The organism is Pontibacter virosus (assembly GCF_003096355.1).
GTDB classification, from domain to species: domain Bacteria; phylum Bacteroidota; class Bacteroidia; order Cytophagales; family Hymenobacteraceae; genus Pontibacter; species Pontibacter virosus.
In genome coordinates, this window is record NZ_QEKI01000021.1 from 11,361 (window position 1) to 34,468 (window position 23,108).

The following is a 23,108-nucleotide window of genomic DNA, read 5'->3' on the forward strand; positions in this document are numbered from 1 at the left end:
ATACTGTCGTAAAATATTACTCGAGCTTGATCAGCATGGGATTGCCTGTCAGAATTCCACTGATTCCTTCGAAGTGCTTGCCTATATTGGCCCCTTCATCTGTTATCGTAAACTTACGGATAGAGGAATCATGCTTGGATCCGCGCATCTTGAGCACAGCAATGCTGCGTTGCATCTCACCCGACATCTCGACATAGCGCAGCAGGATGATGGAGTCCGTGATCGGGGAGATGTTTCCTTCTGTATCGGATGTGCCACCTGCTAGTAGCGGCGTGTTAGACGTAAACAACCCGGTAATTTCCTCGTGCTTCAGGTAGGCTGTAAAGGCGATGATGAACTCCCGGAAACCCTTGTCGGAAGAGGCACGGGATAAAGCAGACAAGCTGTCGATCGCGATTCTGTCGGGTTTAAAGTTCTTTACGGTTTCCTGAATGTTGATGAAATGGTCTTCGAGCGATGAAATCTCGGGATAGATGCAGATCACTTTCAGCAAACCTTCATCTTCCAGCTGCCTGAAATCAATACCCCACCCGGAGGCGTTACGGTACAGCTGTTCGCTGCTTTCTTCAAAAGCCATGAGCAGGCAGCGCTCTTTTTTCTCACGGATACCGTTTATAAAGTTTGCCACCAGCAAGGTTTTGCCAGCTCCGATGGCCCCCGAAACGAGGTTGATGGAGCCTTTGTAAAACCCGCCATTTATCATCTCGTCCAGTGCAGGTATACCGGAAGTTACTCTTTCATGGGAAGAGGTGTGCTTCAGGATCATGGCCGACAAGGGGATGATGACGATGGCCTTCTCCGGGTTTATGGTAAAGGGGTTTTCTCCTTTTTCGTGGTCGCTGCCCCTGAATTTGAGGATTTCGATGGTCCTCCTGCGCTTCTCGTTGTGCAACACATTGCGAAGTATCACCACATTGTCCGTCAGGAACTCCTCCACTCCAAACCGGGTGATGTTGCCGTACTCTTCCAGACGTTCAGCGGTGATGATGGACGTGGCATTTAAGCGCGACAAGGTGAGTGCTACCTGTATCAGCTCACGCCGGATGGTGTGTGTTTCTTCGTGGAACTGGGTAAAGATGCTGCCTATGGAGTCAATAACAACGCGCTGCGCTTTGCACTTCATCACGGCTCGCTCCAGCCTTATCCTGAATGCGCTCAGATCGAAGTCTCCGACAGCAATGATGATCTCTTCTTTCGGGGCGGCATCCACAAATATCCATTTCCCTTCCTTTTCCCAGGTGTCAATGTCCCAGTGAAAGCTTCGCAGGTGTTTGCGAATGTCATCCACCTGCTCTTCAAAGGTGACAAAAACACCTGGCTGGTCGAACAACTGAATGCCCAGCGCCAGGAATTGTGCCCCAAACAAAGTTTTAGCGCTTCCAGAGCTACCCGCCACAAGTGTAGTGCGGCCTATGGGCAGTCCGCCATGGGATATATGATCGAAGGATGCGTTTCCGGTTTCTAGTTTTTGGAGGTTCATAGGCAAACGTAAGCGGTTTGGGAAGTGGAGGTATGGTGCTGTTCTGACAAGTCTTGGAGTTACCATGACAGGTAGGTTTAAATGGGCTTTATGATCTGTTACAGCAAACTTTAGTGCGTTTATTCATGCCTGGTGTTTCCACACCTTATGTTAAGGATACAGACATTTAAAATTCAAACATACATTTAGGCATTCTGCAGCTCGAAACAGCACGCAAAGGGATGTACAAAGGTGAGGGGAATGGCAGAGGAATTCTTTACATACTTATTCAAGTATGTTTCAAATGTTACAGGTTTTCGAGCACGCTCTCCCGCTTGTCCTTTATTTTCTTGTAAAACGAAGGCGAGAGACCGGTCACTTTTTTAAACTGGGCGGACAGATGGGCCACGCTGCTGTAGTGCAGGCGGTGAGCAATTTCGGTCAGGGAGAGCTCATCGTAAAACAGCAGTTCTTTTGCTTTCTCTATTTTATGAATGATGATGAACTGCTGAATGGTGATGCCCTTGACCTCTGAGAAAATATTGGCCAAGTAATTATAGTTGTACCCCAGTTTCTCGCTGATGTAAACCGAATAATTCACTTTCGGCTGTTCTTCCGACGCATGGATCATGTCGGTGATCAGCGTCTTTATCTTGTCGATCAGTTTGCTCTTGCTGTCGTCGAGCAATTCAAGGCCGGCTTTGCTCAGGTTCTCTTTCAGCTGATCCAGCTGAATGTCGGTGATGTCTTTGTGGATTTCAACGATGCCAAGGTCAACCACCACATATTCCGATTGTAATCCGAGATTTATCAGCTCTTCCTGCACCAGCGCTTTGCAGCGGCTGCTGACCATGTACTTAATGTATAATTTCATTTATTAGGGGTAGGCGCATACTCAAATCCGGGAGTATGGTACGGCGTTGCTGCTGGGAAAGTGCTGAGAACCTGGAGCGCGTGATGAGCAATGAGATCAGGATTTTACAAGAAGATGTAAAACAGGTTCCGATAGTATATACCTATACGTTGAATCGAACATATTAATTCATAAACGACTAATGTATATCCCAATACTTCCAATTTACGGAGTATTAAGGACATTAAATTTTAATTCTTTTGGGAAAGGAAGGGTTTAGCCCAAAATGCTGCTGTATTTCTTTGGCTCTGCTATACGTGGTATCAGGGTGTTGAATTGAAAAGGACAAATACAGGATGAGTGTTTAGTCATAAGAAAATAGTAAACATTTCTGGCCGCCCATTTAGTAATTCCATTGCTAATTACTACATTCCCAATGCGAAAATTAAAATCACTAGGCTGGAAATGATGTACAAGGTATGGCAACGATGATAAACAAAAACAGTAGCCAGCTAAAAGTGGGGCTTTATGCCGCAGTGGTGGTATTCCTTGCCTATACCATGATCTTCGGTTTCCGTAAGTCTTTTACGGTGGCCACATTCGACGGAATTGAGATTGCCGGGTATAGCTACAAGACAATCCTGGTCATCAGCCAGGTGCTGGGTTATTTGCTGGCCAAATTCTACGGCATCAAATACATCTCAGAGCTCAAACGCACAGGAAGGGGAGCCGTGATTGTTCTCCTGACAGGTATAGCCTGGCTCAGCTGGCTGTTTTTCGCCCTGGTGCCACCACCCTACAACATTGCTTTTCTGTTCATCAATGGGTTTCCGCTGGGTATGCTCTGGGGAGTCGTTTTCTCTTATGTGGAGGGCAGGCGGAGCACTGATTTCATCGGTGCCACCCTGGCGGTCAGCTTTATCTTCGCATCAGGCTTTGTTAAATCCGTGGGTGCCTGGCTGATGGTGGAGTTTGGCGTAACCGAATTTTGGGTACCTTTCTATACCGGTCTGGTCTTTGCCATGCCGCTGTTGCTTTTCGTTTTCCTGATGGAAAAGATCCCGCCACCCAGCGAAGAGGACATACTGCTACGGACAGAACGTGCCCCTATGACGGAGGAAGATCGGAAAGGCTTTGTAAAGGAGTTCATGGCCGGTATCGTTGTCTGTGTACTCATCTACTGCTTCGCGACTATCTTCCGGGACATACGCGATAACTTTGGCGCAGAAATGTGGAAAGAGCTGGGATTTTTTGATCAGCCCGCTATCTTCTCGAAAACTGAAACCCCTATTACCCTGATTATCCTGGTGCTGATCGGCAGTATGGTGCTCATCAAGAACAACTACAAGGCGCTGCAGACGGCTCACGTTTTTATCCTGATAGGCTTTGCAATCGCCGGAATCTCAACAGCGCTTTTTGCCGCCCAGTCCATGGACCCGGTTTGGTGGATGATGCTGGTGGGACTGGGCCTATACATGGTGTACATCCCGTTCAACGCCGTCTTCTTCGACCGATTGATCTCCACTTTCCGTTATACCGGCAATGTTGGTTTCCTGATCTACCTGGCCGATTCGTTTGGGTATGTGGGCAGTGTAGGAGTGTTGTTCAGCAAAGAGATTTTTCAGGTGCAGTTGAACTGGGTCACCTTCTTTTCGAACAGCGTGATCGGACTCTCCGCCATCGGGATTCTGCTAACCGCTTTTTCGATGGTATATTTTGGGAAGAAATATGAAAAGTTAAAAGCCAGAGATATAGGCGCTGCGAAAGCGGTGCAGGTATAAGCGTTCTGTTTCCTTTCGTAACTCCCTAGAAAGGCGGTACAAAGGTGCGATATTTACTTATTCAGGAACCGGTAGAAAATGACGCCACCTATGGCGTAGAGTGCGGCGTCCACCCAATCGGAGGTATAGCGGGGCATGAACCTGGGGAAGAACACTTCGAAGGCAAGCGAGAAATAGACCACCGTAAAGGCTACATGGTACCAGGAGAGGCGCAGCTGCGGGCCGTAGAAGTACCGAAGTATAAAGATCGTAACGGTGAGCACCAGCGGCAGGCATAGCAAATCGTCCAGGTAATGCTGCACCCACCAGGGCCTCGGCAACCCGAGCCAGCGCCAGCTTAAATGTGCCAGGTATACCGCTGCCAGCACCCAGAACAGTGGGCTGAGGGTACTCCAGTTTATCCGGCCAGCAACGCGATCAGCCATAGGATAAAGGAGATGATGGACACGAAGGCGATCTGAAAGCCCAGGCCAACCCGCTTGAAAATCTGTTTATACCAAGGATCATCCGGGTTTAACTCAATCAATTTGATAGAAAAGCGCTCTTCTTCCTCTTGTCTGCGCTCCTCGCGCGCTTGCTGGCGGGCAACGGCAACCGGATCGAGGATGCTGTTGCAATGCTCGCAACGGTCAGTAGGATTCTGATTCCAGCGGGACCACTGACCGCAGTTTGGACATTTCTTACTGGCGTTCATAGGTATACAGGTATGTAGGCTTCCACATCAAGTGTTCATGCATGAAGTGGGCAGCGCTGTGTAAATTCTGAGTTGCTCAACCGAGCTATTGCAAAGATACTCTTTTTAGCTACTTCCTTTTTTCGTGATAAAGCTGATATGCCCATCTGCTTCTACGTGAGCTGCCTTGACATCCTTTACATCCTCTATACCTTCTCTGCGAAGAAACTCCATTAATTCTTCTTCTGTCAGGAACTCGCGGCGCATGTTTCGGCGGAGCAGTTTGCCATCCCTTACCACGAGCAGCGGTGGGTAGGAGATGAGCTTTTCTATAAAAGGGGAGTAGTAGCTCAGAAGGTTGATGATGTAGTTCAGGACCATCAGTGTCAGGATAACGATAAAGCCTTCCGTAATGGATGAGTAGCCCCCAAACGAGTGCGTAGCGGCCTCTGCAATGAGGACAACGAAGAGCAGATCAATAGTTGCCAGTTCTCCTCCGGTTCTGCGTGGTACGATGCGCAGCAGGAACAGAATACCCAGGTATAAAATCGAGGCGCGCAGTACAAGCTCCAGTACAGGGGTTTCGGTTCGGAACAGTTCGGCCAGGTTCATTTGAAGTAGCTCCATGTATGTTGAATGCATTGGTAATATATCATTACCACAGGTGTCTATAAACAGTGTTCCTCCTGGCCGCTTTTGATGAAGGCCGAGGAGGAACAGTACTGTATACGCCAGAAGAGGCAGCCGGATACCCTTACGGAGATGGCAACGTGGAATATATGGCCCTTAGCCGGATGGGAGTAGTGGTGTAGACATAGGTATGGTTTGTTGTCGGAATGATCTCTACTGCAAACTTCTTCATATTTGTAGCGGGAGTACTTCCTTGTTTTATGGATTCAGCGTACAAGCAAAAAGTCAAACTTAAACAGCAAGCAGGATGAAAATAGGAATAACCGGAGCTACCGGGCACCTTGGACGCCTAGTCGTAGCAAAAATGAAAGAAAGAGCAGCCACTGATGATCTGGTGGCACTCGTACGCTCGCCCCAGAAGGCAGCCGACCTGGGTATAGAGGCCCGGGAGGCTAGTTATGACAAGCCTGAGACACTCCAGCACGCCCTGCAAGGTATAGATACCCTGTTACTGATTTCAGGAAATGAAGTGGGGAAGCGTGCCAGGCAACACCAGCACATCATTGATGCCGCCAGGCAAAACGGGGTACAGCGTATCGTTTATACAAGTGTGCTGCATGCCGACAATACGTCGGTCAGCCTGGCACCAGAACATCTTGCAACAGAACAGGCCCTAAAAGCTTCCGGTATTCCGCATACGATTCTCCGCAATGGCTGGTACACCGAAAACTATACCGCCTCTATTCCGGGTGCCCTGGCCGGCGGTGCTTTTATTGGAAGTGCGGGAGAGGGCAAGATCTCGGCCGCCACGCGTGAGGATTTTGCCGAAGCGGCGGTTGCCGTTCTGACCTGCGAAGAACATGACGGCAAGGTATACGAGCTGGCCGGCGACGAGGCTTTCACTCTCAGCGAGTTCGCCGCGGAGTTATCCCGACAGTCGGGTCAGGATATTCCCTACAAGAATTTGCCAGAGGCAGATTATGCAGCTGCGCTTACCAGCTTCGGTATACCTGAGGAAATGGCGAAGGCAATTGCCAACTGGGATATATCCGTATCAAAGGGCGATTTGTTTGATGACAGCCGCCAGCTCTCCAAACTGATCAAACGACCCACCACGCCGCTTCCTGATGCAGTAGGGGGTGCCTTGAAGCATACTTCAGCAGCTGGATAAAGTTCGGTCGTATTGGTGCCATCACCTACACCTGTGGGTGCTGATTTTACCCGATCATAACCGACGTCATGGTCAGTGAGCCGCCCACCACTTTGTCGTTAAAGAAGGAAACGTCATCCTTGCTGCCTTTCAGGCCCAGGGTATAGAGCAAAGGCCAGTAGTGCTCCGGGGTAGGTATAGCCAGCATGGCTTCCCGGCCCAACTGCTCGTACTTGATCAGCTTGTCGTGCTGCCCGTTGCGGATCAGATTTTTAAAGGTCGTGTTCATCTGCACCGCCCAGTCGAAGCCGTACTCTGATTCGTTCAGTTTATCCCAGGCCACCATGCGCAGGTTGTGCACCATGTTGCCGCTGCCTATGATCAATACGCCTTTTTTGCGAAGGGCTGCCAGCTCTTTGGACAGATCGTAATGATACTGCGGACCTTTGGTGTAGTCGATGCTGAGCTGCAGCACCGGTATGTTGGCCTCCGGGTACATGTGCCGGATAACGGTCCAGGCGCCGTGATCAAGGCCCCAGTCATGGTCCATTTCCACAGCAGTGGATTTGATAATGGAAGCCGTTTCCTTCGCAATTTCCGGGCTGCCCGGTGCCTTGTACTGCACATCGAACAGCTCCTGTGGGAAGCCACCGAAATCGTGAATGGTCTTTGGAAAATCCATAGCCGTGATGCGGGTGCCTTTGCTCAGCCAATGGGCCGATATCACCAGCACTGCTTTGGGCGTAGGGATGTCCTTTGCCAGTTGCGCCCATTTCTGGCTGAATTCATTGTCCAGAATACCGTTCATGGGAGAGCCGTGGCCCATAAAGAGGACCGGCATCAGCTGCTCCTGCTCGCCCAGGTTATCTGTAAATTTATTGAAAGCGGATAATGTCGTCATACCTGCTACTCCTGTTAAAAGTGTCTTAATAAACTGTTTCCGTTGCATAACAGCCTGGATTTAATTAGTGGTGCTTTCAGGGAGAATTCCTCCTGAAAGCACCCCTATATTTATTCTTTACTGTATTGAAAGCGACCTGGCATAAGATGGCTTGAGCACTGATTGCTGGAGCAGGTAGTCAACAGAATACCTGCCGCTGCCTGTCAGTAGTAAAACGACGTACGGCATCAGGTATAAGAGGCCCAGTTCCTGCTTGGCAAAGGGGTCTGCGGCGTGTACCATAAACACCGCTACCAGCATCGTAATGATTAAGGGGATGGCTGCCAGCCTGGTACCCAGCCCTACCAGAATCAGCAGGGAGCAAAGCACTTCGGAGAATACCGCAAGTGCGAGTGTGCCTGTGGCGCTTAGTCCGAACAGGGCCGGAAATTGAACCGGGCCTTCCGAGAAAAGCATTTCCAGCTTTGGCCACCCATGGGTAAGCATCAGGGCCGCTATACCTACCCGGGTGATCAGAAGTGCCACATCAACGCTGTTTGCGCTCTGGTACACGTTTAATAGCTTTTTCATGGCTGATTTCTGGTTATATATTACTGGATAAACTCGCCGTCCGCCTTGATGCGCACTTCGTCGCTGATCATCGGGGCCGGGAAACCGCTGCCCAGGTTAAAGTCAGAGCGCTTGATGGTACCCGTTACCTGGAAGCCAGCCGTCTGCTTTTTGTTCATGGCGTTTTCTACCGTACCGTTGTACTTCATGTCCATGGTAACGGGCTTGGTCACGCCGTTCAGGGTCAGGTTACCGGTCAGCTTGTAGCTGTCTTTGCCTGCTTTTTTTACAGAGGTGCTTTTGAAGTCCATCGTCGGGTACTTTGCAACGTTGAAAAAGTCCGGGCTCTTCAGGTGGTTGTCTCTGTCTTCTACTCTCGTGTCGATAGAAGCTGTTTTGGCGGTCATTTCTACGACTGCGTCACTGAAATCCGGTTTAGTGGAAGTGATTTTTACATCGAAGTCATCGAAGTGGCCCGATACATCGGCAATGCCCAGGTGTTTCACTGTAAAGCCAAGCTGCGAGTGCGCGTCATCGTTTGTCCAAACGCTGTTCAGGGTTGTGAAAGCTGTCAGTGACAGGAATGCGAATAAAATTAAGGATAACCTTTTCATAATGTGTGTGATTTAAATTGTGTGTATATGGATTTGTGTGATTCGTTTATTGATGCAGGATCTTCCAGCCTGCCAGCCAGTTGTAGTCGTATTTCATGTTCAACTGAATGAGCAGCAACTGCATACGCTCCAGGGTCCCGCTCACGGGCAGGTTACCTGCTACAATCGGATGGAAACCGGCCGTTTTGACCAGTTCAGAAACGACTTGCAAGGCCTCCTTGTCATTGCCAGCTATAAAAGCATCCACTTGCTTGCCATCGATCACAGGTGTGGAGAAGTCGGCGGCAAACGTAGTGTTGAAGGCCTTCACTACTTTGGAATTGGGTAGCAGTTTCTGCAGCTCTTCTGCCGCGCTGGTATCCGGTGCAGTTACCAATCCATCGTAGGTTTCGTTCAGCGGATTGGCGATGCTGATGACGATCTTCTGGTTGGCTACTTCCCTGATCTTCTCAGCTATTTCTTTCTCTGCAGCATAGGGAACTGCGTTAATAATAATGTCCGCCTCCCAGGAGGCTTCTTTTGTGCAGTCTACTGCCTCTACTTCCGCACCCGGATAACTGGTTTTTATGTCTGCAGCCACAGCCTGCACTTTTTCCAGGTCCTTGGCGCAAAGCAACAGTCGGTAGTTGCCCCTCGACAGACTTCTGGATATGGCTGAACCCATGTTGCCGGAAGCTCCTATGATTGCTATGGTTTGCTTTGTCTTCATATCGGTAAATTATTAACAATACAAAGGTACGACCCTACCATGCCGCCATGCATTGAGCCCGGTCAAGAAAGAGCATTGATCTAAATCAATGCTTTTAAAGAATCATGTAAGATGTTATTTGGAGGAAATGCGCTTTCTGACGCGGCTCAGGGTCTCGGGGGTGAGGCCCATGTAGGAGGCGATCATGTGCTGGGGAACACGCTGCGCGATGTGCGGGTAAAGGGCGATGAAATCCTGGTAGCGTTCTTCTGCGGTAGAACTTTTAATAGAGGTCAACCGGCGCTGCATGGCCAGGTAGGCACCTGTAATATTCAATCGGGTGAAGGTCTCGTACTTGGGCATCGTCTGCAACAGCTCCTCATGGGCTGACTTGCTGATGAGCACCAGTTCCGAGTCTTCCAGCGCATCGATGTTGTAGGTGGCGGGATCTCCTGTCAGGAAACTGTACAGATCAGAAATTGTCCACCCTTCTAAAGCAAACTGAATGATGTGCTCGTTGCTGTTGTCGTCAACAGAGTAGGCGCGCAGGGCCCCTTTCTCCACAAAGGCGATCACTTTGCACACATCACCTTCCTGCAGGAGGTATTGTTTCTTCCGGATCTTCTTTAAGGTAAGGTAGGTCTTAATGTGGGCCTGTTCCTCTTCGGTTAACTGTACTTTGCTGTTTAAGTGCTGAAAGAATAACGTGTACATCGCCTCTTAGTGATTGAAAGCTTTTGATCGGGGGAAAGCCGCTCCTGTATTTGTTTCTATACCGGAGCTTCTGCTTGCTTCCAAGTTAGTCCTTTTATTCCACCCGCTCCGTTTCCTTGGCTGGTTTTTCGCCCAGAAATTCCACCCAGGCCTTTTTGATGCAGGGATAGTGCTTAGAGGCTTCCACCAGGTTCATGAAGGCGACCAGATTGTCTTCAAACCGCTTGGCCAGTGTTTTATCTTTCAGGCTGCCATCTTCATTGAAAGCATCGTGGGCTGTGGCTAGTGAAAACATATCCGGGTATACCCGGGTGCCAAGGTGCTCAAAGGGAACCCGCAGCGCCCAAAGCCCCCGGTTGCCACCCGCCATGGAGGGAGAAGCGGACATCAGCAGCGCATGGTACTGGTGGAAAGGCTGCGGCCGAAAGCGCGAAGTCCAGTCGATGATGTTCTTGATGTTACCCGGCATGGAGCCGTTGTACTCGGGCGATGAAACGATCATGGCATCGTTTGCCAGAATGCGTTTCCGAAAAGCTTCGGCCCCTTCCGGATGGTAATTGTCTACCTCCAGATCCTGGTTAAAGGTGGGACAGTCGAAGTCCGCCATGTCGGCAAAGTCTACGGTGCCGCCGTGTTTCTCAATCACTTTCACCGCCAGTTTTGCCAGCTTCGTATTAAGAGAATTTTTCCTTAAAGAGGCAGAAAAAACCAGAAAGCTGGTATGCTCACGATTGTTGTCTTGTTGTTCCATTTGATCTAACTCGTTTAAAATGTATCGGCTATTGCCTGTCCCGTATTACCAGGGCGAATCCGACAGGTAGGCTTACTACCTGCAAATGTCATTTGTTTAACGAGGCCGCTCTTAAAAGGTATAGGCCATATTGCTCTGCACAGTTTAGCTTTAGGGGGAGAGTCAGGTATAGAGCGCATCCCTTAGTCTCAACTATTACCTAACGAAGCGAAAATCAACGTATAGGTATAGAGCCTATACCTGTGCCACAATATCATAAAGAAACAGTATGAACGAGCTTAAAGGAGTACACCACGTTACAGCCATTGCCAGTAGTGCCGAGAAGATCTATGACTTTTTCACGAACGTGCTGGGGATGCGGTTGGTGAAGAAAACGGTCAACCAGGATGATATACAGACCTATCATTTGTTTTTCGCGGACGACAAGGGGAGTGCCGGAACCGATATGACGTTCTTCGATTTTCCGGGGATTCAAAAGGGTGTGCATGGTACAAACGAGATCGCCAGGACCTCTTTCCGGGTGCCCAGCGACGCCGCGCTGGCCTATTGGGAGAAGCGCTTCGATCGCCTGAACGTGAAGCATTCCGGCATTCAAAAACAATTCGGGAAACACACACTTCCTTTCGTTGATTTTGACGACCAGCAATACCAGCTAATCTCCGACGAAACCAACACAGGTATAGCATCGGGCACGCCCTGGCAGAAGGGACCTGTTCCGTCGGAATACGCCATCACGGGTTTAGGTCCGGTCTTTGTCCGGATCGGGGACTTCGACTACTTTAAGGAAGTGCTGGAGAAGGTTCTTTTGTTCAGAGAAACTGCCCAGGAGGGTGCCTTTCATTTGTTTGAAGTGGGGGAGGGCGGAAATGGGGCCTCTGTGATCGTCGAAAAGAATGGGAGTCTACCTATGGCGCAGCAGGGCTTTGGCACCGTGCACCATGTGGCATTTCGGGTAGAAGATCGTACCGCGTTGGAAGAATGGATTGAACGCATGAACAGGATAGGGCTCCCTACGTCCGGCTACGTCAACCGCCACTTTTTCGAGTCGCTGTACACCAGAGTTGCACCCGGAATTTTATTTGAGCTGGCTACTGATGGTCCCGGTTTTATGGGGGACGAACCCTATGAAACACTGGGGGAAAAATTATCCCTGCCTCCCTTTCTGGAGCCGAAACGCGAAGCCATCGAAAAAATGGTCCGGCCCATTGACACCGTGAGAAGCACGAAAACATTTGAGCAGGAATAAGCAATCTGTTCGAGATCGCCACCGACAATGCCGGAATTGGCGTCGACGTGCCGTGGGAAGAGCTGGGAACAGGTTTGCTTCTGCCGCCACGGTATGAGTCGCGCAGAGCGGAGATTGTAGTTGCCCTGCCTAAAATTGACTAAGCTTGGGTTAAAGGCAAATTAAGTATTCAGATAAAAGATGAGAGCAGCTATGGAGAATTTTGCAATAACAAGGGTATACACCGACGAAAGTGGCGACAGTAAGTTTGAGGATATTTCCAGGCCCTTGAATCCGGAAGGGGAGATCGGTTTTCTGTCGGAGCCGGAAGTAGCGGAGAGTGTGATTTTCCGGAAAGTAGTGCCCACCTATGATTATGATTTTCACACGGCACCGGCACGGCAATACATTGTCGTGCTGGATGTAGGCATAGAAATAGAAACCTCGCTAGGTGAGAAACGCACCTTCAGACAGGGAGAAGTGCTGCTGCTGGAGGATACAACCGGAAAAGGCCATAAAACCCGTAATTTGGAGCAAGCCGTCCGGAGCTCCATTTTCATTACGCTGGTCTAAGGTATAGGTACCATCCTTTTAAAGATTGAATTTAAAAACCAGTGTCATGGAGATAGAAGTAAAAGATAACCCAGCCAGAAACAGGTTCGAGACTAGCGTGGAGGGCTATACCGCTTTTATTGATTATAAGCTGCGGCCTGGCGTGATGACGGTGTTGCATACGGAAGTGCCTGAGGCGATAGTAGGGAAAGGTATAGCGGCTGCTATGACCAGGTATGCGCTGGAGCACATAGCAAAGAACAAATTGGAGTTGGTGCCACTTTGCCCTTATATGCGTTCTTATCTGAATAAACACCCGGAATACCAGTACCTGGTGCGTAAAGAAACGAGCAAAAACGTATAAGGACTAACTCAAACAAAAGTGCTTGTGACCCACCATATAAATTTCAAGGGTGAGAAGACGGTACCGGTTGAAGAGAACCAGACCATCCTGCAGGCTTCGCTGGCGGCCGGTATACCGCATTACCACGCCTGCGGAGGAAAGGGTCAGTGCACCACATGTCGGGTGCTGGTGCTGGAAGGGCAGGATAAGCTTACACCGCCCACGAGCTATGAGCGGACCATTAAGAAGGTAAAGCAGTTTCCGGACAATGTGCGGCTTGCTTGTCAGGCGCAGGTGACGGGCGAGGGGGTAGAAGTACAGCGCCTGATCCGCGACGAGACAGACCGGTTTATTTTAATCGATGACACGGAAGAGAACAGAAGGAGTGTGATGGGAGAGCGCCGCAAGCTGGCCCTTTTCTTTATTGATATCCGCAACTTTACTCCTTTTATCGAAGAGAGCCTCCCCTTCGACGTCATCCACATCATGCGCCGGATCTTTGCCCTTTTCAAGAATGCCATCACGCAGTATGACGGGGAGATTATCGACACAGCCGGCGACGGACTTTATGCGGTCTTTGGTCTGAACAGCAAAATCAAACAAGCCACAGAGTCGGCCGTTCTGGCCGGTTTGAAAATACTCTCAGATCTAACGATATTTAACAACACCTACATGCGACCTTACTTCAACCATACTTTTGAAGTAGGTATAGGCGTGCACGTCGGCAAGGTAGTGGTAGGTAACGTAGGTATAGGGTTGAGTCATAACCTGACCGTGATGGGCTTTCCGGTGAACATCGCCGCCCGTCTACAGGCCTCTACCAAAGAACTGAACAACAGCTTCGTGATCTCAGCCGTCGCGTATCGCTTGCTTAGAAACCCACCTTATGCAGTGGGCTGTGATTACCTGAACCTGAAGGGCGTAAGCACACCTTATGAAGTGAAGATGATCGGGAAACCCTATGAAGTAAAAGAGGGAGCAGTACTCCCCAAGGCAATCCAGCGGTAACATTCCTTTTTCACAGATTTGCCTGTCATTTATTAGTGTGTTTGCTAACCCGGATGATGCTAAGTTTAAGGTGATAAAGCAGCCTTATGACGATGCCTTCTCAACCGCTTTTTTAACAGCAGGCGCTACTACGGTTCCAAGTAATTCGATGGCCCGCATCACGATGGTATGTGGCAGTGTGCCCACGCTGATATGCAACAGAAAACGGGTATTGCCGAACAACTCATATTCGTACAGTATTTTATCGATGACTTGTTGCGGACTGCCCACCAGGAGCGACCCTTTCGGAGCACGCATTGCTTCATAGTGCGCTCTGTTCATAGGAGACCAGCCACGTTCGCGCCCGAGCTTGCTCATCACATAGGCATATGGACCGTAGTAATCATCAGCAGCTTGCTGCGCGTCATCCGCGATAAAGCCATGCGAGTTAATTGCCAGCTGAAGTTTGGCAGGGTCGTGTCCGGCTTTTTTGTATGTCTCCTTATACAGGTTGGTGAAAGGAACAAAACGCTCCGGCTCTCCTCCGATAATGGCCAGCGCCATCGGCAACCCAAGCGTAGCTGCACGAACCACGGATTGGGGCGTACCGCCAATTGCTACCCAGATCGGCAATTCATTTTGATAGGGCCTCGGATACACCCCACGGTTGTCAATAGCTGGGCGGTGCTTGCCTTCCCACGTTATCTTCTCACTTTTATTCAGCGCTATCAGCAGTTCCAGTTTCTCTGAGAACAGGGTGTCATAGTCTTTCAGGTCATTGCCGAAAAGCGGGAAAGACTCGATAAAGGAGCCGCGGCCAGCCATGATCTCCGCTCTGCCTTTCGACAGTAGATCGACATGGGCAAAATCCTGGAAAACACGAACAGGGTCATCGGAACTTAATACCGTCACACCGCTCGATAACTTGATGTTTTTGGTTTTCACAGCCGCCGCTGCCAATACGACGGCCGGAGATGAAACAATGTAATCAGGGCGGTGATGCTCCCCGATGGCAAAAACATCCAACCCAACCTGGTCAGCCAGCGCAATCTCTTCCATCAGGTTATGCATCCTTTCTTCAGGACGCAGCATTTTTCCGGTGGTCGGATCAGGGGTGTTTTCAACGAAGGTGGTTACGCCAATTTCCATAGTTCAGATCTCAACTGTTTCAGACAAAGTATAAATTACGTAATCTAACTAAACTTTGAGCAAGCAGGCTTCCATTCATTTTTCAGTTGCTTTGTATTGCGAATTGTGGCAACTTAAACCATGCAGGAGAAACGGTTTTACAAAGGGCTTTACGGTACCAACACCATCGAATTTGCGAAAGGGCTGATTCATGTGCATCCTTTCGGGGAAATCGGGAAACAGCACCAGGGACAGGTGAAACTGCATGCCCACAATAATTTCCTGCAGATCTTTATCGTCCAGCAAGGACATACTGAGTTTCATTACGGCAACGAGAAGGTAGACATACACGCTCCCGCATTTCTAGTCGTCCCCAAAAACATCGAGCATGGCTTTCTGCACCTCACACATGTTTCCGGCTGGATTATCAACCTGGCGGATACCGTGCTGGAGCACATGCTGCAGCGGGAGGCTGATGTGATTTTTGGGATGGAGGAAATTCATATTGTTTCGGTTACAGATGAAGAGCACGCCACGACAGAAGTATTCGACACGATGCAGAAATGTGTGGACGAGTACAATAGTCAGTTTCCGGGTCGGCTCCTGATGCTGCAGTACCTGGTCGGGCAGATGCTCGTGCAGTTGTACCGCATTTCGCTGGGTGGCAGGCAAGCCTACTACTCCTCATCCAACATCAGCAAAGTATACTTCCGGCGTTTCCAGCAACTTATCCGGTCACAGGACTCCTACAAAAAAACGGTGGAAGAATACGCCCGCGATTTGTTCATGTCCACCGGCCATCTAAGCCGCATTTGCCGAAGCATAGCCGGCAAATCCCCCAAAGACATTCTGATCGATTACTTCATCACCAAAGCCCAACTAGCGCTTTCGGATGTAGATAGCAACATAGCCGACGTGAGCTACACGCTCGGCTTTGAAGATCCTGCCTATTTTGCCCGTCTTTTCAAGAAAAGGACCGGGCAAACCCCGATCGAATTCCGCAAAAAGATTGGGGTGAAGCGAAAATAAGCCCCACATGTTCGATTTGTCTTGGTAAAAGCGCAATAGTCCTACCCCTGGGGCTGCTATACGGGTACATTTGTACTACTTAGTGAGTGGTTACTTTCTATAGTAAGTGAACACTCATAACTCTGGTATAATCGTACACTTAGAACATGGAAGTTATTCATATTGAGCGCATTGAGTCCGTTATCGTGGACCTGCCCACCATCCGTCCGCACCACTTGTCGATGGCCGTGATGCGTAACCAGGCGATGGTAATTGTGCGCCTCTTTTGCAGCGACGGCATAGAGGGGATTGGCGAATCCACCACCATTGGCGGCTTGAGCTACGGGGATGAATCGCCTGAGGGCATGAAGCTGACGCTGGACACCTACATCGCCCCGCTACTGCAGGGAAAATCGGCTCTGAGCATCAATGCCATCATGGCTTTGCTGGAGTACAATATCAAAGGAAACAACTTTGTGAAGTCTGCCATCGAAACCGCGCTGCTGGATGCCCAGGGCAAAAGGCTGGGCGTTTCGGTGGCCACCCTGCTGGGCGGAGCCGTGACCCAAACCCTGCCCGTGCTCTGGACCCTTGCCAGCGGGGATACCCAAAAAGACATAGAGGAAGCCCAGGCGCTCTTAAACGATGGCAGGCACAATACCTTCAAACTGAAGATCGGACGCTATGACTGGAAGCACGATGTGCGGCATGTGAGCGCGATCAAACAAGCCGTCGGCCCCGACGTGAAAGTGACCGTGGACGTCAACCAGGCCTGGACGGAAAGTGTCGCCAAGCAAGGTATAGCCCAACTGCAGGAGGATGGCGTCGACCTGATCGAGCAGCCCATCATCAAAACGAACTTCGACGGACTTGCCCGTCTTACGCAATACTTCAAAGTGCCGATCATGGCAGACGAAGCAGCAGCTACGGTGACCGATGCCTTTAAGCTCGCCAAAATAGGAGGGGGCAGCGTGTTTGCCCTGAAGATTTCCAAAGCGGGTGGTTTGATTAACATCCAGAAACAGGCTGCCATTGCCCAGGCGGCAGGCATCAGCCTGTACGGCGGCACCATGCTGGAAGGCACGGTGGGCACAGTGGCCTCGGCGCAGGTCTTCAGCACCCTGCATCTCGACTGGGGCACCGAACTCTTCGGCCCGCTTCTGCTCACAGAGGATATCGTCAAGGGCAGACTGACCTACCAAAACGGCGTGATGGAAATTCCGCAGGGACCGGGATTAGGTATAGAGTTAGACATGAATCAGGTAGAAAAATTCAAAAGAAAATAAGCTATGCTATTTCACGTGCACATGCTGGTGGATATTCCACTGGATCTAGATAAAACCTATGTGGAGGAATTGAAGGCGAAAGAGAAAGCGCTTTCGCAGGATCTGCAGCGACAGGGCAAATGGACACACATCTGGCGCATCGCCGGCCAGTATGCCAACATCAGCATTTTCAACGTGGCCAGCGCCGGCGAACTGCACGACATCCTGCTATCGCTTCCGCTATACCCCTTCATGCAGGTGGAAGTAACGGCTCTTTGCCAGCACTACTCTTCTGTGAAGAACGAAGAAGACGCGCACTAAACACACTACCCTATACCTTAAAAGCAAATTAACCTAAAACCTTAGTACAAACTAACCATGGAAAGACATCAAATAGACGCCGTTGTAGAGAAAATAAAATCAACTGAGGAACCCGGACAAGGCTCAGAGCGCATCAAAGAAATTGTGAACCGCCTCACTACCGACCTCTTCTACGCTATCGAAGACCTGGACATTCAGCCGGAAGAAATCTGGAAAGCAGTAGACTGGCTGACGACCACCGGCCGGAACAACGAATGGGGACTGGTGGTGGCTGGCATCGGGCTGGAGCATTTCCTGGATCTGCGTATGGACGAAGCCGAGGCTAAAGCAGGTATAACGGGCGGCACGCCGCGCACGATTGAAGGTCCGCTGTACGTGCCCGGCTCCCCGGAATCGGTAGGCTATGCCGAGCTGGAAACAGAGCCCGAAGTGGGAGGCGAACGACTCTACATGCAAGGGCAGGTGCGCGACGAAGACGGTAAACCAGTGCCTAACGCCAAAGTAGAGGTATGGCATTGCAACCTGCGCGGCATGTACTCTATTTTCGACTCCTCCCAACCGCCATTCAATCTGCGCCGGGCCATCATCACCGACGAAAACGGCAGGTATAAGTTCAAGAGCATTCTGCCAGTTGGCTATAGCTGTCCTCCCGGCGGCGCGACAGATCAGTTACTCAAAGCAATTGGGCGCCACGGCAGCCGTCCGGCGCACATTCACTTCTTTGTAACAGCGCCCGGTTACCGCAAACTCACCACTCAGATCAACATTGAAGGCGATCCGCTCATCTGGGATGATTTTGCATTTGCCTCCCGTGAAGAACTGGTGCCGCACATCACCCGTTACTCCGCAGCCGAAGCGAAAGCGGAGTTCAACATTGACGAGCCATTCGCTTCCATTGACTTCGATTTTGAAATACACAAAGAGCGGGAAGGCGTGTTTGCCGCTGAGATAGAACGCACCCACGGACCCCGCTAAAACCCAAACCCCATACCAGATGCCAACCATAAAAATCGCCGGTAACGACTGTTTCTATAACTATGAAGACCTGGGGCACGATGATACCATCGTATTTTCCAACTCGCTGGGGACAGACCTGAGCATGTGGGATAAGGTGGTGCACAGCCTGAAACCGCATCTGAATATACTGCGCTACGATACCCGAGGGCACGGGCAAAGTTCTATCAACTCGGATACGGTCACCATCGCTGAGTTGGGGCAGGACGTCCTCGCCTTGCTGGACCACCTGGGTATGGGCAAGGTATACTTCTGCGGACTGTCGATGGGCGGTTTGATTGGGCAGTGGCTGGGCATTCACCACCCGGAACGGTTCAAGAAAATCATCATCGCCAATACGGCTGCCAAGATAGGAAACGCTGAAGGCTGGAATGCCCGCATCGCACAGGTGAAGGAGCACGGCCTGGAAAGTATACTCGATGGCACGGCGCAGCGCTGGTTTACCCCGGCCTTCAGGCAGGAGCATCCGGAACAGGTCAGTGCCGTGCTGGAAAAGTTCGCGCATACGTCCCTGCAAGGCTACATTGCCAACTGCGCCGCTGTGCGCGATGCGGATTTCAGGGAAGCGCTACCGAAGCTGGCAGTGCCTACCCTGGTGATCAGCGGCACCCAGGATGAAGTGACCACCCCCGCAGACGGTGAATTTCTAGCCAGCCGAATTCCTCGTTCCCGGCACGTGCAGTTAAATGCCAACCATTTGTCCAGCGTGGAATTGCCTGCGGAATTTGCCAAAAATGTGCTGTACGCCGCCAAGAATGAAGGCGACTTTTATTTACGAATTTACCATTGATACAATATGAAATCGGTACCACAGATAAGCCTTAAAGAAGCAGTTGCTTTGGTAAAGGATGGAGACGTATTGCTGCAGGGCGGTTTCGGGATGACGGGCAATCCGGTGCACCTGATGCACGCACTCGCCGAAACCGGAACGAAGAACCTGACCTTTATCGGCAACAACGTTGGGGAAGCAGGTATAGGCGGCGGCAAACTGCTGCGCAACGGGCAAATCAAAAAGATGATCGGCTCCTTCTTTACCAGCAACCCCGAAGCAGTGAAAGCGGCGCAGGACGGTGACGTAGCATACGAGTTGCTGCCGCAGGGCACGCTGGCCGAAGCCATCCGGGCAGGGGGCGCAGGTATAGGCGGCTTTTATACGCCTACCTCTGCCGGCACCGAACTGGCAAAGGGGCGCGAAACGAAAGTGATTCAGGGCAAGGAGCAGGTCTTTATAGAAGGCATCCGCGGCAACGTGGCCTTTGTGCGCGCCTGGAGAGCCGACACCGCCGGTAACCTGAGCTACCGCATGACGGAGCAGAACTTTAACCGCGCCATGGCCACGGCCGCCGATCTGGTGATCGCAGAAGTAGAAGAGATTGTGCCGGTAGGGGAAATTGCGCCAGAGCACGTGCACACGCCGGGCTCCTATGTGGACTACCTTGTGCAGGCAACATTGACCACGGAAGACCTGGGTTCCTCCGCCTCCGTCTCTTCTTCCCGGAAAGTGAGTGAGAGACGCATGAACATGGCGAAGCGTGCCTTGCAGGAACTCAAAAGAGGCGACGTCGTCAACCTGGGTATTGGTATACCTACGCTGGTAGCTGATCTGATAACGCCGGAAGACGGCATCGTGATGCACACCGAAAACGGCATGCTGGGCGTTGGTCCGGCCCCAACAGATGGGGGCGGTGCGATGGATTATCCAGTCAATGCAGGCAAGATTCCGGTAACAGCCCTGCCTGGTTCCAGTTATTTCGACAGTGCCGATTCCTTCGCCATGATCCGCGGCAAGCACGTGGACATTGCCGTAATGGGTGGTCTGGAAGTGGATGAACAAGCAAACCTGGCCAACTGGGCCGTGCCGGGCCAGCCTTTACTCGGCGTAGGCGGCGCCATGGACCTGGCATCGGGTGCCAAGACGCTCATCATCACCATGACCCACACCAACAAAGACGGCTCCGCAAAGGTTGTCCCGACTTGCGCACTGCCTCTCACAGCCCTGAAAGCGGTGGACATGATCATCACCGACCTGGCTGTTTTCAGGTTTATCGACGGCCAACTGACCTTGACCGAGCTGATGCCGGGCGCAACTTTGGAAGAAGTGCGGGCGAAGACAACAGCAAAATTCAAAGAGGCGCTTATGGCATAAAAATAGTCCCGCGCCGCACAATTATGTAAAGGAGAAAAGATGAAATGGCGAACAGCAGGTATAGCATTGATGTAGACGTGGTCTTGTACATTATCCGGTGTATCATAGGCTTCCTGATCGGCTATACGCTATACCTGGCTTTCCCTCAGGTTGAGTTCTTCTGGACGATGCTTTCCATTTTACTTGTCCTGTCTCCGGAAATAAGGGATTCTTCCATGCTCACGGTTGAGCGTATAAAATCCAACCTGATCGGGTCGAGCGTTGGGCTGCTGTGTGTTTGGTTACCTGTTCCTCAGGTGCTGATGATGGTGATTGGAATCGCTGTGTCCATTCTTGTCTGTCATTTTTTTAACCTGATGGATGTGGCCCGAACTGCAGTGGTTGCCCTTGTGATCGTGGTGACCTATGAAAAGGAAGTCATAACCAACCTGGCGGGGGTAGAGCGGTTTCTGTGTGTGACGTTGGGTTGTGTGATCGGATATGGCGTATCCGCCGCTACTTCGTTTTTATCTGATAAGCTAAGAAGAGATCAAACCAGTTAAACTAACTAAAATCATGAGCAAGCAAGCCTATATCATAGATGGAATCAGAACCCCGGTCGGAAAGTTGGGTGGAGGACTTTCACCCATTCGCACCGACGACCTGGCGGCTATGGTCATTAAAGAGCTGATTTCCCGAAATCCGGGCATCCCGAAAGAGGCGGTTGACGATGTGATTTTGGGCTGCCACAACCAGGCCGGCGAGGACAACCGGAACGTGGCCCGCATGGCGGGTCTTTTAGCCGGTCTGCCGGTAACGGTACCCGGCGAAACAGTGAACCGCCTGTGCGCCTCGGGTATGTCGGCTATCATCCACGCGGTGCGGGCTATAAAGGCAGGGGATGGCGATGTGTTTATAGCCGGTGGCGTTGAGCACATGACGCGCGGCCCCCTGGTGGTTTCCAAGCCCAGCAAGGCCTTTGGCAACGATTCCGAGATGCATGACTCCAGTTTCGGCTGGCGCTTCATCAACCCCAAGATGGAGGAGGTATACGGAACCGACCCTATGGGCGTGACGGCAGAGAACCTGGCCGAAGAGTACCAGATCTCCCGCGAGGACCAGGATAAATTCTCCTATCACTCGCAGATGAAGGCGGCCAAAGCGCAGGAGAACGGCACGCTGGCAGAAGAAATCATGCCCGTCACGATTCCACAACGAAAAGGCGAGCCGGTCATTGTTTCAAAAGACGAGTTTGTACGACCAGAAACCACCCTGGAAACACTGGCCAAGCTGAAGCCTGCCTTTAAGGCCAATGGCACAGTGACGGCCGGAAACGCCTCCGGGTTGAACGATGGTGCGGCAGCCACTTATATCGTTTCGGAAGAAGCGCTGCAAAAGTATAACCTCAAACCGTTGGCCCGTATTGTGAGCTCGGCAGTGGCAGGCGTGGAGCCCCGCATCATGGGGATAGGTCCGGTGCCCGCCACTGAAAAGGCGCTGCAAAGAGCGGGTTTAACCATGCACGACATGGATATCATTGAACTGAACGAAGCCTTTGCTGCGCAGAGCCTGGCCTGCACCAGAACCTGGGGGCTGGCGGATGATGATGAGCGCCTGAACGTAAGTGGTGGAGCCATTGCCTTGGGGCATCCGCTGGGTATGTCCGGTACGCGCATTGTGTACAGCGCGGCCCTCGCACTGAAAAGACAGCAGAAGCGCTATGCGCTGGCCACCATGTGCGTGGGGGTAGGGCAGGGCTATGCGGTCATTCTGGAAAGGGTCTAACGCTTTTTCTTCATTTTTTATACCTGATGAGTAAGAAAGAAGCGATACTGGATGCTGCCTTAAGGCTGTTTACGGAGAATGGTATCCGGGCCACCTCCACCAAGTCGATCGCTGCTGAAGCTAACACATCAGAGGCACTGATTTTTAAGCATTACGGTACCAAAGACCAGTTGCTTGAGACCATTATTAAAAAAGCCTATCAGGAAGCTGCCCTGGAAACAAACCTATACCTGAAGGGCCTCTCCGAAAGTGCTTACATCGCTGGTATGATCGAGCTGCCGATACAGCTGACGCGCTCCAACCCCGACTTCTGGCGCATGCAGTACAAGATCATGGCGCTCAATCCCATCTCGTCCCGCTACCACGACAACTTCATGCGCCCCTGTCGGCTCCGGCTGACGGAGTGTTTCCGTGAGCTGGGGTATAGCCAGCCTGAACTGGAAGCAGAGCTATTGCTGATCCACATCGATGGCGTATGGAAGTATTTTGCTGCCCATCAACAGGACGTTTCCACAAGAAAGGAACTGATTCAGGTGATGAAGCAGAAGTATAACCTGTAAAGTTCACTCCTGCTTCCAGCAGGATCAGTGTC

General features: G+C 51.1%; 27 protein-coding genes. 15 read left to right on the plus strand and 12 right to left on the minus strand.

Annotated elements, in window-relative coordinates; all coding sequences use genetic code 11:
* Nucleotides 1–16: 16 nt before the first annotated feature.
* Nucleotides 17–1,480, minus strand: a complete 1,464-nt coding sequence (kaiC, locus tag C8E01_RS20070) for a circadian clock protein KaiC (RefSeq protein ID WP_116545243.1) — start codon at nt 1,478–1,480, stop codon at nt 17–19.
* A gap of 286 nt (nt 1,481–1,766) precedes the next feature.
* Nucleotides 1,767–2,333, minus strand: coding sequence for a helix-turn-helix domain-containing protein (locus tag C8E01_RS20075; protein WP_116545244.1), 567 nt, complete (start codon nt 2,331–2,333; stop codon nt 1,767–1,769).
* 458 nt (nt 2,334–2,791) lie between these two features.
* Between C8E01_RS20075 and C8E01_RS20080 the strand changes: the two genes are divergently transcribed.
* The gene (locus C8E01_RS20080) at nt 2,792–4,093 is read left to right on the plus strand and encodes a DUF5690 family protein (protein ID WP_116545245.1); all 1,302 of its coding nucleotides are present in this window, start codon (nt 2,792–2,794) and stop codon (nt 4,091–4,093) included.
* Nucleotides 4,094–4,146: 53 nt separating this feature from the next.
* On the opposite strand, the gene C8E01_RS20085 is transcribed toward C8E01_RS20080, so the two are convergent.
* From C8E01_RS20085 to C8E01_RS20095, 3 genes are all read right to left on the minus strand, one after another.
* Nucleotides 4,147–4,518: a hypothetical protein gene (locus tag C8E01_RS20085; protein ID WP_116545246.1), complete on the minus strand. Its 372-nt coding sequence runs from the start codon at nt 4,516–4,518 to the stop codon at nt 4,147–4,149.
* Entirely contained in the window at nt 4,491–4,787 is a 297-nt protein-coding gene (locus tag C8E01_RS20090) for a hypothetical protein (RefSeq protein WP_116545247.1), read from the minus strand. Before C8E01_RS20090 ends, C8E01_RS20085 begins: the two co-directional genes overlap by 28 nt.
* A gap of 105 nt (nt 4,788–4,892) precedes the next feature.
* Entirely contained in the window at nt 4,893–5,393 is a 501-nt protein-coding gene (locus tag C8E01_RS20095) for a DUF421 domain-containing protein (RefSeq protein ID WP_207774927.1), read from the minus strand.
* Between the two features lie 310 nt (nt 5,394–5,703).
* Here C8E01_RS20095 and C8E01_RS20100 point away from each other — a divergent pair, with 310 nt between their 5' ends.
* Entirely contained in the window at nt 5,704–6,567 is an 864-nt protein-coding gene (locus C8E01_RS20100; protein WP_116545249.1) for an SDR family oxidoreductase, read from the plus strand.
* A 46-nt stretch (nt 6,568–6,613) separates the two neighbouring features.
* Here the strand turns inward: C8E01_RS20100 and ygiD are convergent, their stop codons facing one another.
* The 6 genes from ygiD to C8E01_RS20130 all read right to left on the minus strand — a co-directional run bounded on the left by ygiD (nt 6,614) and on the right by C8E01_RS20130 (nt 10,763).
* Nucleotides 6,614–7,447, minus strand: coding sequence for a 4,5-DOPA-extradiol-dioxygenase (ygiD, locus tag C8E01_RS20105; protein ID WP_116545250.1), 834 nt, complete (start codon nt 7,445–7,447; stop codon nt 6,614–6,616).
* A 117-nt stretch (nt 7,448–7,564) separates the two neighbouring features.
* Nucleotides 7,565–8,017, minus strand: coding sequence for a DoxX family protein (locus C8E01_RS20110; RefSeq protein WP_116545251.1), 453 nt, complete (start codon nt 8,015–8,017; stop codon nt 7,565–7,567).
* A gap of 20 nt (nt 8,018–8,037) precedes the next feature.
* Nucleotides 8,038–8,610 carry a YceI family protein gene (locus C8E01_RS20115; RefSeq protein ID WP_116545252.1) on the minus strand — a complete coding sequence of 191 codons (573 nt, stop codon included), beginning with the start codon at nt 8,608–8,610 and terminating at the stop codon, nt 8,038–8,040.
* Between the two features lie 46 nt (nt 8,611–8,656).
* The gene (locus C8E01_RS20120) at nt 8,657–9,319 is read right to left on the minus strand and encodes an NADPH-dependent F420 reductase (RefSeq protein WP_116545253.1); all 663 of its coding nucleotides are present in this window, start codon (nt 9,317–9,319) and stop codon (nt 8,657–8,659) included.
* A gap of 114 nt (nt 9,320–9,433) precedes the next feature.
* Nucleotides 9,434–10,012, minus strand: coding sequence for a Crp/Fnr family transcriptional regulator (locus C8E01_RS20125; protein WP_116545254.1), 579 nt, complete (start codon nt 10,010–10,012; stop codon nt 9,434–9,436).
* Between the two features lie 94 nt (nt 10,013–10,106).
* Nucleotides 10,107–10,763 (minus strand): NADPH-dependent FMN reductase, encoded by a 657-nt coding sequence (locus C8E01_RS20130; RefSeq protein ID WP_116545255.1) that lies wholly within the window; start codon nt 10,761–10,763, stop codon nt 10,107–10,109.
* 268 nt (nt 10,764–11,031) lie between these two features.
* Here C8E01_RS20130 and C8E01_RS20135 point away from each other — a divergent pair, with 268 nt between their 5' ends.
* The 4 genes from C8E01_RS20135 to C8E01_RS20150 all read left to right on the plus strand — a co-directional run bounded on the left by C8E01_RS20135 (nt 11,032) and on the right by C8E01_RS20150 (nt 13,891).
* Nucleotides 11,032–12,009 carry a ring-cleaving dioxygenase gene (locus C8E01_RS20135; protein ID WP_116545256.1) on the plus strand — a complete coding sequence of 326 codons (978 nt, stop codon included), beginning with the start codon at nt 11,032–11,034 and terminating at the stop codon, nt 12,007–12,009.
* 192 nt (nt 12,010–12,201) lie between these two features.
* Entirely contained in the window at nt 12,202–12,561 is a 360-nt protein-coding gene (locus C8E01_RS20140) for a cupin domain-containing protein (protein WP_243409728.1), read from the plus strand.
* Between the two features lie 46 nt (nt 12,562–12,607).
* Entirely contained in the window at nt 12,608–12,904 is a 297-nt protein-coding gene (locus C8E01_RS20145) for a GNAT family N-acetyltransferase (RefSeq protein ID WP_116545258.1), read from the plus strand.
* 24 nt (nt 12,905–12,928) lie between these two features.
* Complete coding sequence (locus C8E01_RS20150; protein ID WP_165820699.1) at nt 12,929–13,891, plus strand: adenylate/guanylate cyclase domain-containing protein; 963 nt, start codon at nt 12,929–12,931, stop codon at nt 13,889–13,891.
* 84 nt (nt 13,892–13,975) lie between these two features.
* On the opposite strand, the gene C8E01_RS20155 is transcribed toward C8E01_RS20150, so the two are convergent.
* Complete coding sequence (locus C8E01_RS20155; RefSeq protein WP_116545260.1) at nt 13,976–15,019, minus strand: LLM class flavin-dependent oxidoreductase; 1,044 nt, start codon at nt 15,017–15,019, stop codon at nt 13,976–13,978.
* Nucleotides 15,020–15,139: 120 nt separating this feature from the next.
* On the opposite strand from C8E01_RS20155, the gene C8E01_RS20160 reads away from it, so the two are divergent.
* The 9 genes from C8E01_RS20160 to C8E01_RS20200 all read left to right on the plus strand — a co-directional run bounded on the left by C8E01_RS20160 (nt 15,140) and on the right by C8E01_RS20200 (nt 23,076).
* Nucleotides 15,140–16,027, plus strand: a complete 888-nt coding sequence (locus tag C8E01_RS20160) for a helix-turn-helix domain-containing protein (RefSeq protein ID WP_116545261.1) — start codon at nt 15,140–15,142, stop codon at nt 16,025–16,027.
* Nucleotides 16,028–16,173: 146 nt separating this feature from the next.
* A complete protein-coding gene (locus C8E01_RS20165) occupies nt 16,174–17,292 on the plus strand; it encodes a muconate/chloromuconate family cycloisomerase (RefSeq protein WP_116545262.1) in 1,119 nt (372 codons plus the stop codon).
* A 3-nt stretch (nt 17,293–17,295) separates the two neighbouring features.
* The gene (gene catC, locus C8E01_RS20170; RefSeq protein ID WP_116545263.1) at nt 17,296–17,592 is read left to right on the plus strand and encodes a muconolactone Delta-isomerase; all 297 of its coding nucleotides are present in this window, start codon (nt 17,296–17,298) and stop codon (nt 17,590–17,592) included.
* Between the two features lie 57 nt (nt 17,593–17,649).
* Nucleotides 17,650–18,567 (plus strand): catechol 1,2-dioxygenase, encoded by a 918-nt coding sequence (gene catA / locus C8E01_RS20175; RefSeq protein WP_116545264.1) that lies wholly within the window; start codon nt 17,650–17,652, stop codon nt 18,565–18,567.
* A 19-nt stretch (nt 18,568–18,586) separates the two neighbouring features.
* Nucleotides 18,587–19,396 carry a 3-oxoadipate enol-lactonase gene (gene pcaD / locus C8E01_RS20180; protein ID WP_116545265.1) on the plus strand — a complete coding sequence of 270 codons (810 nt, stop codon included), beginning with the start codon at nt 18,587–18,589 and terminating at the stop codon, nt 19,394–19,396.
* A gap of 6 nt (nt 19,397–19,402) precedes the next feature.
* Complete coding sequence (locus tag C8E01_RS20185; RefSeq protein WP_116545266.1) at nt 19,403–20,752, plus strand: 3-oxoacid CoA-transferase; 1,350 nt, start codon at nt 19,403–19,405, stop codon at nt 20,750–20,752.
* A gap of 44 nt (nt 20,753–20,796) precedes the next feature.
* A complete protein-coding gene (locus tag C8E01_RS20190; protein WP_116545267.1) occupies nt 20,797–21,294 on the plus strand; it encodes an FUSC family protein in 498 nt (165 codons plus the stop codon).
* 13 nt (nt 21,295–21,307) lie between these two features.
* Nucleotides 21,308–22,516, plus strand: a complete 1,209-nt coding sequence (gene pcaF, locus C8E01_RS20195; RefSeq protein ID WP_116545268.1) for a 3-oxoadipyl-CoA thiolase — start codon at nt 21,308–21,310, stop codon at nt 22,514–22,516.
* A 26-nt stretch (nt 22,517–22,542) separates the two neighbouring features.
* Nucleotides 22,543–23,076 carry a TetR/AcrR family transcriptional regulator gene (locus C8E01_RS20200; protein WP_116545269.1) on the plus strand — a complete coding sequence of 178 codons (534 nt, stop codon included), beginning with the start codon at nt 22,543–22,545 and terminating at the stop codon, nt 23,074–23,076.
* The last annotated feature ends 32 nt before the right edge of the window (nt 23,077–23,108 follow it).